Source organism: Pseudomonas sp. SWI7, from assembly GCF_006351945.1.
In the GTDB taxonomy this organism is placed as follows: Bacteria; Pseudomonadota; Gammaproteobacteria; order Pseudomonadales; family Pseudomonadaceae; genus Aquipseudomonas; species Aquipseudomonas fulva.
In genome coordinates, this window is sequence record NZ_CP040930.1 from 1,526,902 (window position 1) to 1,538,674 (window position 11,773).

Sequence of the window (11,773 nt, forward strand, 5' to 3'; positions counted from 1 at the left end):
CCTGCAAGCGGTTCAGATGTCGGGATAGCGGTATGTCAGGGTCAAGCCAACGATCGTGGCGGTCGCATCGCCGTCGAGGTCCTGCTTGCGCTCCTTGTACGTCAGCGCCAGGCGCAGGTCCCAGTAGGGGGACAATTGGCGGCTGGCCCAGAGGCTGTAGATCTGCAAGGTATTGGGTATCTGGCCCTTGCTGTCCTGCCAGGCGGCGTCGGCGCCGACCCGGGTCAAGGGGTCGAGCGCATAACTCCAGACCCCACGCACCTGATCGAGCTGGGCGAACCCGCCTTGGGCACTGGCTACCGTACTGCGCTCGACCGTCAGGCTGGCATCGCTGCGTGCGCCGGTGTACAGCAGCGCCACGCCGCCCTCCCCGCGCCGCCCTCCCTGGCTGCCCGATACCTTGTTGACGCCCAGGTGCGCATCGGCGCTGAATGACTCTGAGAACTGGTACTTGATCCCCACCGCCGGGCTGTAGCTGTTGGAGGCCGTGGCGGTCAGGTCGTCCTCGGGTTCATAACGCCGAGCACCAAAGCGGGTATAGGCATCGGCGCGCTCGCTCAAGGCGTAGGTCCAGGTCAGGGTATTGGCCAGCTCGTCGTAGCCAGTCAGACTGTTGATATCGTAACGGGCGCGGTTGTAGGTGGTTTCGTTGCTCAGGGTGCTGCGTTCGGTGATCGCCTGGCGCCAGTTACCCGTCAAGGTGTACAGCTTCTGCGTCCCATCGGTAGTAACAACGCCGGTATCGAGCACGGTACCCGACAGCGTAGAGGTTTCGTTGTAGCGTGCCAGCAGCCCGAACTGCCCGCGTTCGGTGGTGCGTTGCCAGCCCAGGCTGATGTCTGGGTCTTCGCGGTCATCGACGACGTTGGTGTCGGAGGAGCGCAGAATATCCAGGCCCAGACCTAACCGCAGTTCATCTCGGCCGAAACTGCCGATCAGGGTGTAGTCAGGTGCAATCAGGGTACGTGTCACGCCTTTTTCGCCCGACGATAGCAACAGCGGGTTGCTGTCGTGTTCGACCGACGTTGGTACCACCACCGTCGACTGCCAGGTAGCGGCCTGGGTTGAGTGCGCAAGCGGCAAGGCCACAATTGCCGCGGCAATGCGAGTTGTTCTTGGAAGAGGCATCAAGTCTACTTATTAAAAGGCATGATCAAGGAACGACCAGCGTGTCACCGGCCTGAAGTTGAATATTGGTCGACATGTCGCGGCCCGTCACCAAGTCCTTGTATCGCACGGGCAGGATTCTCTGGGACGTGCCGGTGCCACGCACGACCATTATTTCGCTTTCATCGGCAAACTTGTCCAGGCCACCCGACATGCTCAACGCCTGCAGCACCGCCGTAGGGCCTGACATTTGTACGGGGCCGGGCTTTATGACCTTGCCTTGGACATACACCAAGTTGCCCGCGTTACTCTTGACTACCACGCTGACGTTCGGGTCAGGCAGAAACTTTTCCAGTTTGCTGGCCACTTGTTTTTCAACCGAGGCAACATCCAGCCCTGCCACGTCTATGCGGCCGGCCAGAGGGAACGTGATGCTGCCATCGGGGAGCACGGTGGCCTCCTGCTTGAGGCTGTCTTCCTGCCACACCGAGACCATCACCACATCGCCGGGATTGAGGCGGTAGGCCGGTTCCGAGGGCGCGGCAGCGCAATGACCCGACCACATTGCAACCAGGCCAACGACGGCGAACAATGAACGCACCATGAGGGTCCCTCCGGCCAGATGGCCCGACTAGAGCACTGAAGAGAACAACACACCAACTCTCGCTCCACTTCGCTGTCACCACCGCGAGCGCCATGCTCTGCCGGCCGCCTGAGCGGCACGTCGAACCCTGCTGACCAGGCTTCGAGAAGGTAATGGCAATATAGCAACGGTTGACGAATTCACAAGCCAACTCAAGCGGTCTAGCCTGAGTGACTGTAACTGCGGTATTTCAAATCTTTCTGCGATTGGCCACGGCGACAAAACCCACGACCGCAAATGCGAAGAACCAACCCGCGGTTGCAACGGGAATGATACTGGTCTGATTGATATACGAGTCAGCCGCACGGGCAGCACCGCTCAACAGCACCAACAAAAAGATCGATTTCACAATCAGAGTCGAGCGCATACGCCGTCCTTTCAACCAGGATAATCAATGAGTAAGTGGCGCGATGATGCGGGGTGTGTTGCGGTATTGACTTGAGCTTATGGGCACTCTGACACTACGTCAATGAACCGACACCATAATAAATCTCAATGGGCTACGCCGTAATAAGTCAAAATACCGTCGCATAAATTATGCGAAGGGGAAATTTACGTGGCTGGGCGAGTCTGGATGTCAGGAGCAAGTTGCCCTCTTCCCCTGAGGTTGGCGCAGAAAGCACACTGACTCACAGACCTGCACCTCACCCCAAGGCAAGGCACAGTTCTGTAGCCAGGAGCAGCTGCTACGGCATGACCGGTGGCGTGTATTGCAACGTGGTGCCCAAGGCCCACAACAGGAACAGCACCAGAGGAACGTGCACGAGCAACTGCACGAAGGAAAACCCGATCAGGTCCCGCGCCTTCAGGCCCAGCACGCCCAGCAGCGGCAACATGTAGAACGGGTTGATCAGGTTGGGCAACGCTTCGGCTGCGTTGTAGATCTGCACAGCCCAGCCGAGGTGGTATTGCAGGTCATTGGCCACCAGCATCACATAGGGCGCCTCGATGATCCACTTGCCGCCACCTGACGGAATGAAGAAGCCCAATACCGCCGAATACACACCCATCAACAGGGCATAGGTATCGTGGGTGGCAATTTGGGTGAAGAACAGCGAGATGTGATGGGCAAGCGTCTGTTCGTCGACCCCTTTGACCTGGGTGAGGATTGCGGCGATGGAGCCGTACAACGGGAACTGGATCAGCACGCCAGTGGTAGTGGGCACGGCCCGAGCCACAGCGTCGAGGAAGCTGCGCGGCCGCCAGTGCAGCAGAGCGCCGAGCATGATGAACAGCAGGTTGTAGGTGTTCAGGCCAGAGATGGCCGTGATGGCGGGTTTACTCGCGAACTCCTGATACAGCCAGCCTGCGGCCAGCGCAACGAGCAGCAGGATCAGCACAGGGCTGTGCTCGAGCCACTCCCCCGGGCGTGTACGCGCAGGTGCCGGCGGAGCGCTGAAGCTTGGGTCCACGCCACACGCTTGAGCGCTGCGCGCACTGTTGGGGCCGGGGGCTGTAGCATAGGCGATGACCAGCGATACCACGACCAAGGCTGCCAACATCACGCCTGACTGCCAGAGAAAGATGGTTTCGGTGAAAGGAATCACGCCAGTGATCGACAGAATCGAGGGTGGAAGGCTGGCCGGATTGGCCTGCAACTGAGCCGCCGATGAGGACAGCCCCAGCGCCCACACTGCGCCCAGGCCCAGGTAGGCCGCCGCACCGGCAGCCCTGTAGTCCATCTTGAGGTCGGTACGACGCGCCAATGCACGCACCAGCAGGCCACCAAAGACCAGGGACAAGCCCCAGTTGAGCAATGACGCCAGCATCGAGATCAGGGCTACCCATGCAACGGCCGAGCGACCGTTGCGGGGAATGCGGGCCAGGCGATCGATCAGCCGCGCGGCAGGCGGCGAACTGGCGACCACATAGCCGCCGATGACCACGAACGCCATCTGCATGGTGAAGGGGATCAAGCTCCAGAATCCATCCCCGAAGGCCTTTGCGGTGTCCAGTGGCTTGGCGCCCATGGCCAACGCGCCCAAGCACACCAGCAGCACCGCCAAGGCGGCGAATACCCATGAATCGGGGAACCAGCGCTCTGCCCAGTTGGAGCAGCGCAGGGCAAAACGTGCAGAGCGGCTGTCTTGTAGTTCAGCGGCCACGGAAGCGTCCTTTTATTGGTTTTATAGGTAGATGAAAGGCTGCGCAGAAATGCGCGAACCCTGCGCCAACGAACCCGCCCGCCCAGATGCCGTGGTGAAAACGGCTACCTGAACGGGCGGGTTCGCCGCAGCAGGGCGAAAGTGCATGTAGGTTAGAAGGTCATTTCCTTCACATCGTCGGCCACGATGAGCTTGCCGGCTGTCTTGGCGATGATTTCTTCGACGCTCACACCGGGGGCGGTTTCGCGCAGGATGAACGCGCCATCCTCGATCTCAAGATAAGCCAGGTCGGTTAGTACCTTGCGGATGCAGCCCGCGCCGGTCAAAGGAAGGCTGCACTGGGGCAGCAGCTTGGACTCCCCGTCCTTGGAGGCGTGGGTCATGGTGACGATGATGTTTTCCGCACCGGCCACCAGGTCCATGGCGCCCCCCATGCCCTTGACCAGCTTGCCAGGGATCATCCAGGAGGCGATGTTGCCCTGCACGTCCACTTCGAAGGCACCGAGCACGGTCAGGTCGACGTGACCGCCACGGATCATGGCGAACGACTGTGCCGAGTCGAAGATCGATGCGCCGATGCGGGCGGTAACGGTCTGTTTGCCTGCGTTGATCATGTCAGCGTCAAGGGTCGCTTCGGTGGGGAATTCCCCCATGCCCAACAGGCCGTTTTCCGACTGGAGCATCACGTCCATGTCGGCCGGCACATAGTTGGCCACCAGGGTGGGAATACCGATACCCAAGTTGACGTAGTAGCCGTCCTTGAGTTCACGTGCAACGCGTTGGGCCATCTGTTCGCGGGTCAGTGCCATGGTGAGAGTCTCTTTGTTGTTCTGTGGGGGCGCTCAGGCCTTGACGGTGCGTTTTTCGATGCGCTTTTCGAAGGTGCCGACGATGACGCGGTCCACGAAGATGCCAGGGGTATGGATTTCGCTGGGCAGCAGCACGCCAGGTTCGACGATTTCCTCGACTTCGACCACGGTGATCTTGCCGGCGGTGGCGGCCAGCGGATTGAAGTTCTGGGCAGTGTTGCGGTAGATCACATTGCCGTAATGATCAGCCTTCCAGCCCTTGACGATGGCAAAGTCACCGGTAATGGCCTCTTCGAGGATGTACTTGCGACCCTTGAATTCACGCACTTCCTTGCCCTCGGCCACCGGGGTGCCATAGCCGGTGGCAGTGAAGAAGGCGGGAATGCCCGCTCCGCCAGCGCGCATCTTTTCGGCCAGGGTACCCTGGGGCGTGAGTTCGACCTCAAGCTCACCGCTGAGCAGCTGGCGTTCGAATTCAGCGTTTTCCCCCACGTAGGACGCGACCATCTTGCGAATCTGATGGTCCTCGAGCAGTACGCCAAGGCCGAAGCCATCGACGCCGCAGTTATTGGAGACCACGGTCAGGCCCTTGACGCCGCGACGCTTGATCTCGGCGATCAGGTTTTCAGGTATGCCGCACAGGCCGAACCCTCCGGCCAGTACGGTCATGCCGTCGGTCAGCCCTTCCAGGGCCTGTTCGTACGTAGCTACGCGTTTGTCCAATCCGGCCATGCTGGTTCGCCTTTTGTAGTTGTTGAGCCGACGGGGCGTCGGTGAGCGTGTGGGGGTATCTTCTCGCTTGCTCACTGATTTGTTAATTTTGTTTTTATGATCGATTGATAAGCACTCCAAATCAAAGCATAGGCGAGTCCCATGAATGTGAAGCAACTGCGCGCCTTCGTCGCCGTGGCCAAGTTCCAGAGCTTTGCCCAGGCCGGTGAGCACCTGCACATCTCGCAGCCCGCCCTGAGCCTGACCATCAAGGCGCTGGAGGAGAACTTGGGCGGCGCGCTGCTCAGCCGTACCACGCGTAGCGTCAGCCTGACTGCCGAAGGTGAGGTACTGCTGCCCTTGGCACGTCGCCTGTTGGCTGACTGGGACGACACCGAAGAAATGCTGCGCCAGCGCTTCACCCTGCAACTGGGCCGGGTGGCCATTGCGGCAATGCCCTCTTTTGCTGGCAACCTGTTGCCAGGGGCTCTCAAGCTTTTTCGCCGGTGCTACCCCAAGGTCAACGTGACCGTGCACGACGTCATCAATGAACAGGTGCAGGAACTGGTCAGGCACAGGCGCGTCGAACTGGGCATCGGCTTTGAGCCAGACAATGTCGAGGGCTTGCACTTTCACCCGCTGTACCTTGACCGGTTCGTTGCGGTCGTGCCGGTTGACTCGCCCTTGGCCCGGCTCGCGCAAATCAGTTGGGCGCAGCTTCTGGCCGAGGATTTCGTGGCACTGCAGCGTCCTTCTGCCGTGCGCCTGTTGCTCGAGCAGAACGTGGCGGTGCAGCACGGCAAGCTGGCGGTGGCTTTCGAAAGCCATCAGCTTGCAACCGTAGGCCGCATGGTCGCCAGTGGTCTGGGCGTCAGCGCGGTGCCGGCGCTGTGTATCACACAAATGCAGGAGCTGGGGGCCCGCTGCATCCCCCTGGTCGAACCTGCGGTCGAGCGGCGCATTGGCGTAATGGCCCTGCGCGAGCATACGTTGTCAACGGCAGCCCAGGCGCTGCTGGATGTTCTACTGAATAATACCCATCCACCGGAGGTGACATGCGTGACGTGAAATTGGCAGGCGCCAACGTGCCGATCATCGGCCAGGGCACATGGTACATGGGCGAAGACCCGAGCCGTCGGGCGGCGGAAGTCGCTGCCTTGCAACAAGGCATCGACCTGGGCATGCGCCTGATCGACACCGCCGAGATGTATGCCGAGGGCGGTGCGGAACAGGTGGTGGGCCAGGCCATCGCCGGGCGTCGGGACGAGGTATTTTTGGTGAGCAAGGTCTACCCGCACAACGCCAGCCAGCGCGGCACGCAGGCCGCCTGCGAGCGCAGCCTCAAGCGCCTGGGTACCGACTGCATTGATCTGTACCTGCTGCACTGGCGCGGTCAGTACCCATTGCAGGAAACCGTGGACGCTTTCGAGCGCCTGCGCGAGGCAGGCAAGATCAAGCGTTGGGGCGTGTCCAACTTCGACGTGGATGACCTTCAAGAACTGGACAACCCCGATTGTGCAACCAACCAGGTGCTCTACAACCCTGCGCAACGAGGTATCGAATTCGACCTGCTGCCCTGGTCGATACAGCAGGGACTGCCCATCATGGCCTACTGCCCCCTTGCTCAGGCAGGGCGTTTGCTGCAACACCCAGTGCTCAAGCAGATCGCCCACGACCATGGTGCTACCCCGGCCCAGGTCTGCCTGGCTTGGGTCACGCGGCACAATGGCATGATCGCGATTCCAAAAGCCGTGACACCCGAGCATGTCAGGCTCAATGCCGAGGCAGCGCGTTTGAACTTGACCGCCGATGACCTGAACGCCATCGACCAGGCATTCGAAGCACCCACCCGCAAGCAGCGCCTAGCGATGGTGTAAGCAAAGCCGTGCTGCAGGGGTTCAGTGGAAATCCCGGCTGCGTACGTCCAGCCCCTGCAGCAGCACGCTGACATCCTCCAGCCGCCTGGCCACCAAATGGCGTACGCCATTTTCCTGTTCCAGGCGGCCACTGACCTTCATCAGCCGAGCGCCGACCAACGCGCGCCGCTGCCGTTCGGCGAGGTCCCGCCATACGACCACGTTGACCATGCCGAACTCGTCCTCGAGCGTTACGAAGGTCACGCCACTGGCGGTCTGTGGCCGCTGCCTGCCCACCACCAGCCCTGCCATGGCAATGGCGTCGCCATGTTCGACGCCGTGCAGTTCACCGGAACTGCGACAGCCCAGGGCACGCAGACGGGATCGGAGCAAGGTCAATGGGTGGGGCCCCAAGGTCGTGCCCATGGCATGATAGTCGGCCACCAAGTCTTCGCCGACGGTGGGTGCCGGCAGGTCGACGCGTTCCTCCGGGGGCGCCTGCACGTCGGCGAACAAAGGCAATTGCGCCTGCACCGCCGCCACCTCCCAGCGCGCCTGGTGCCGGTGCCTGGCCAGCGCGACCAGGGCCCCTGCGTCCGCCAGACGAGCCCGGGCGCGCTCATCCAGGGCCGAGCGCAGGCACAGGTCCTCGACGTCTCGCCACGGCTGCACCGCCCTTGCCTGTTCGAGCCGGCGCACATCGGCTTCGGCCAGGCCGCGGACCAAGCGCAAGCCCATGCGAATGGCCAGTTCTCCCCCGGGCCCAGGCTCGAGCGTGCAGTCCCACTGGCTGTGACACACGTCCACCGGCCTTACCTCGATACCCTGGCGGCGGGCCTCCTGGAGCAGTTGGTCGGGGCTGTAGAACCCCATCGGCCAGCTATTGACCAGCGCGCAGGTGAAGATGGCCGGCTCGTGGCATTTCAACCAACTGCTGGCATAACACAGCAGTGCGAAACTGGCGGCGTGGGACTCGGGGAATCCGTAGCTGCCAAAGCCCTTGATCTGTTCGAAGATGCGTTCGGCGAACGCCAGTTCGTAGCCATTGCGCTGCATCCCTTCGAGCAAGCGCTTGCGGTGCGGCTCCAGCCCGCCGTGGCGTTTCCAGGCGGCCATGCTGCGACGCAGCTGGTCGGCCTCACCGGGGCTGTAGTCAGCCGCTACCATGGCCAACTCCATCACCTGCTCCTGGAACAGCGGAACGCCAAGGGTACGCTCGAACACCGCTTTCAGCTTGGGCGATGGGTAGGTCACCGGTTCCTGCTTGAGCCGCCTGCGCAAATAGGGATGGACCATGTCGCCCTGGATGGGGCCAGGGCGCACGATGGCGACCTCGATGACCAGGTCGTAGAAGGTTCTGGGCTGCAGGCGCGGCAACATGGCCATTTGCGCCCTGGACTCAATCTGGAATACGCCCATGGTCTCGGCGCGGCTGATCATGGCATAGGTGGCCGGGTCTTCGGCAGGGACGGTGGCCAGCGTCAAATGTCGCCCACGGTGCTGCTGCACCAGCGCGAAGCAGCGACGCAGTGCACTAAGCATGCCCAGCGCCAGCACATCGACCTTGAGCAGGCCGACCATGTCCAGGTCATCCTTGTCCCATTGGATCACGGTGCGTTCGGCCATGGCCGCGTTTTCCACGGGCACCAACTGGTCGAGGGGTTGTTGCGAGATGACGAAGCCACCTGGGTGTTGTGACAGGTGCCGGGGAAAACCGATCAGCTCACCGGCCAGCACCAGGATACGCCGCAACATCAGGTTGCCTGCATCGAACCCCGCCTCGGCCAAACGCTGTGCATCGGGGATGCGGTCGCTCCAACGGCCGCAGCATTTGGCCAGGGCGTCCACCTGGTCGGCCGGCAGGCCCAATGCGCGAGCGACATCGCGTACCGCCCCGCTGGCGTGATAGGTGTTGACGACCGCCGTCAACGCCGCGCGGTGTCGACCATAGCGCCTGAACACGTACTGGATGACTTCCTCGCGCCGGTCGTGCTCGAAGTCCACATCGATATCCGGCGGCTCGTTGCGCTCGCGTGACAGAAAGCGCTCGAACAGCAACCGATGTTTCATGGGGTCCAGCTCGGTGATCCCCAGCACGAAGCACACCACCGAGTTGGCGGCAGAGCCGCGCCCCTGGCACAGGATGTGCTGCTCGCGGGCAAAGGCCACGATGTCGTGAACGGTGAGGAAGTAACTCTCGTAGCTTAGCTCGCTGATCAGGGCCAGCTCCCGATCAAGGGCTTGGCGAACTTGATCGCTCGGGCCTTGGGGCCAGCGCAGCGGCAACCCTTGTTCGCACAGCTCACGCAACCAACTGGCAGCGGTATGCCCAGCGGGCACCAGTTCTTCGGGGTATCGATAGCGCAGCTCACCAAGGTCGAAACGGCAATGCTCGGCAATCACCAAGGTCTGGGCTAGCAGGTCGGCGGGATACAACTCGGCCAATTGGGCAGGGGTACGCAAATGACGCTCGCCGTTGGCGTACAGAAAGCGCCCTGCTTCAGCCACTTGGCAGCGCCGGCCAATTGCCGTCATGCAGTCTTGCAGGGCGCGCCGACCGCGCACGTGCATGTGAACATCCCCGCACGCCACCGCATTCACACCCAAGGTTGCCGCCAATGCGCGCAGACGCTCCAGGCGCTGGTCGTCATCGACACCGCGGTGCAAATGCACGGCCAGCCAGAGGCGGGCCGCGAAGACCTCCCTCAACCAGTCGCCCACAGCTTGATCGGCAACATCATCAGGCACCCATAATGCCAACAGGCCCTTGCTGTGCGCAGGCAGGTCCTCGCGCAACAGCTGGTAGTCCCCTTTGGGCGCCCGACGCCGCGCACGGGTGATCAGGGCGCAAAGGTTCTGGTAGCCCTGCAGGTCTTGCACCAGCAGCACCAGCTTGGGCCCATCCTGCAGTTGCACTTCGCTGCCGACGATCAGCCGTACACCCTGCTCTTTCGCCGCTTGCCAGGCGCGCACAATGCCAGCCAAGGTGCATTCGTCGGTAATGGCCAGGGCTTGGTAGCCTTGCTCGCGAGCCCGGCGGAACAACTCATCCGCGCTTGACGCTCCGCGCTGGAAGCTGAAATTGCTCAGGCAATGCAACTCCGCGTAGCCAAAGCCGCTCATGAAAACCAGCCCTGCAACCATAGCGGCCCGCCTTGGCCGAGGTCACGGTAGGCCCACCCACGCAGGCCCTCACGGGTTTCGATGCGGTAGTAATCACGGCGTACGTCCGCGCCGTCCCACCAACCGGACTCGATGCGCTCGGCCTGCCCGTGAACCTGATAGGCCTGTTCGTCGAGCACCGTGGGGGTGGCCAGCAGCCAGCCAGGACGGCTGCCCGGTGTGACGCACAGGCTGGACCACTGGCCGACTTCATTGGCCTGCCATGCCTGTTCAGGACGGTGATCGGCCACGGCGCTGAGCCCCGTCACGGCCTGGTCACCCAGGCGTGCACGCAAGCGTTCGCGCAGTTGTTCCCACGGTTGGGCCTGCTGGGCGCGTGGATCGAACAACGCCTTGTGCTGAGGCACGAACGGCGGCAAGTCCTCGGCCACCAGGCGCAGGTTGCGCACCGGCGCCTTCAGACGCACCAATTCCAGCCTGCCACGGGCCAGTTCAAGCAACATGGCTGAGTCGCGTTCTGCGGCCAGCAATCCAACGTCAAGCTGGGTGTCATGGCCCTGCGCGTGCTCCATGTACACCTTGAATCGCTGGACGCCACAGTCGCGCCCAGCCAGGAAAGCGGCCAGGTCTGTCAGCATGCGACGTAATGGGAACAATAGCGCCTGGTGCGACTCCACATCGAAGTTCAGCTCCAACCGCGCCTCGAAACGGTCCGGCGGTTCGAAGAATGCAAGGCCCAGGTTGCGCATGCCCAGTAACTGGTCCAGGTGCAACTGCACCTGGGCAGCAAAGCGCCTTGCCAATGCGTCGCGCGGTAGCGCCAGTACATGTTTCAGCTGGCGCAACCCCATGCGGCCGAAGGCCTGGGCATCCTCCGGGCGCAGGCCGATCCGGTCGATGGGCATTTCGGCCAGTGCCGCACGAGTCGAAGCGGCATCCTCCAACGCCAACCCGTCGTGAGTATTGGCCAGCATGCGCGCAGCCACCGGATTGCTGGCCAGGACGATGCGTTGACGCAAGCCCAGCGCAGACAGTTCCTGGCGCAAGCGCGCCTCCAGTACCGGCCATGGCCCGAACAGCTGCAGGCTCGACCCTACTTCCAGCAACAAGGTTCGCGGATAGTGCAAGCTGACCTGGGCACTGAAGCGATATGCCCAGGCGGCCAGCAACTGCTGCAAAGCATCGATGCGCTTGGGATCGACTTCGAGGCAGGAGAAGCCATCGGCCAGCGCACGGGCGGCCGTCAGGGTTTGGCCGGCGCGAAGCCCCAGAGCGGCTGCCGCAGGGTTGACCGATTGCAGGACCCGGCGCTGACTGGGACCACCCAGCAGCACCAGCGGTGCGTCACGGTCGTCGCGCTCGCGCAGCAGGCTGTCCAGCGCCAACTGCGGAAATAGAATGCAGGCCCACAACATGTTC

At 62.4% G+C, this 11,773-nt stretch carries 10 protein-coding genes; 2 read left to right on the plus strand and 8 right to left on the minus strand.

Annotated elements, in window-relative coordinates; translation table 11 throughout:
* Positions 1–12: 12 nt before the first annotated feature.
* The 6 genes from FH041_RS06615 to FH041_RS06635 form a co-directional block, all read right to left on the minus strand.
* The gene (locus FH041_RS06615; RefSeq protein ID WP_027916350.1) at positions 13–1,128 is read right to left on the minus strand and encodes a hypothetical protein; all 1,116 of its coding nucleotides are present in this window, start codon (positions 1,126–1,128) and stop codon (positions 13–15) included.
* A gap of 25 nt (positions 1,129–1,153) precedes the next feature.
* On the minus strand, positions 1,154–1,711 hold the full coding sequence (locus FH041_RS06620) for a polysaccharide biosynthesis/export family protein (RefSeq protein WP_027916351.1): 558 nt from the start codon (positions 1,709–1,711) through the stop codon (positions 1,154–1,156).
* A 229-nt stretch (positions 1,712–1,940) separates the two neighbouring features.
* Positions 1,941–2,117: an EPS-associated small membrane protein EppA gene (eppA, locus tag FH041_RS22680; protein WP_165919238.1), complete on the minus strand. Its 177-nt coding sequence runs from the start codon at positions 2,115–2,117 to the stop codon at positions 1,941–1,943.
* 319 nt (positions 2,118–2,436) lie between these two features.
* A complete protein-coding gene (locus FH041_RS06625; RefSeq protein ID WP_023535446.1) occupies positions 2,437–3,855 on the minus strand; it encodes a short-chain fatty acid transporter in 1,419 nt (472 codons plus the stop codon).
* Positions 3,856–4,007: 152 nt separating this feature from the next.
* The gene (locus FH041_RS06630; protein ID WP_027916352.1) at positions 4,008–4,664 is read right to left on the minus strand and encodes a CoA transferase subunit B; all 657 of its coding nucleotides are present in this window, start codon (positions 4,662–4,664) and stop codon (positions 4,008–4,010) included.
* Between the two features lie 33 nt (positions 4,665–4,697).
* Complete coding sequence (locus FH041_RS06635) at positions 4,698–5,396, minus strand: CoA transferase subunit A (protein ID WP_023535422.1); 699 nt, start codon at positions 5,394–5,396, stop codon at positions 4,698–4,700.
* 141 nt (positions 5,397–5,537) lie between these two features.
* On the opposite strand from FH041_RS06635, the gene FH041_RS06640 reads away from it, so the two are divergent.
* Positions 5,538–6,443, plus strand: a complete 906-nt coding sequence (locus tag FH041_RS06640) for a LysR family transcriptional regulator (RefSeq protein ID WP_140174285.1) — start codon at positions 5,538–5,540, stop codon at positions 6,441–6,443.
* The gene (locus FH041_RS06645; protein ID WP_028687780.1) at positions 6,431–7,252 is read left to right on the plus strand and encodes an aldo/keto reductase; all 822 of its coding nucleotides are present in this window, start codon (positions 6,431–6,433) and stop codon (positions 7,250–7,252) included. The genes FH041_RS06640 and FH041_RS06645 overlap by 13 nt, the downstream gene beginning before the upstream one ends.
* 21 nt (positions 7,253–7,273) lie before the next feature.
* Here the strand turns inward: FH041_RS06645 and FH041_RS06650 are convergent, their stop codons facing one another.
* The gene (locus tag FH041_RS06650) at positions 7,274–10,354 is read right to left on the minus strand and encodes an error-prone DNA polymerase (RefSeq protein ID WP_104926708.1); all 3,081 of its coding nucleotides are present in this window, start codon (positions 10,352–10,354) and stop codon (positions 7,274–7,276) included.
* Positions 10,351–11,769 (minus strand): DNA polymerase Y family protein, encoded by a 1,419-nt coding sequence (locus FH041_RS06655; protein WP_028687778.1) that lies wholly within the window; start codon positions 11,767–11,769, stop codon positions 10,351–10,353. Before FH041_RS06655 ends, FH041_RS06650 begins: the two co-directional genes overlap by 4 nt.
* Between the last annotated feature and the right edge of the window lie 4 nt (positions 11,770–11,773).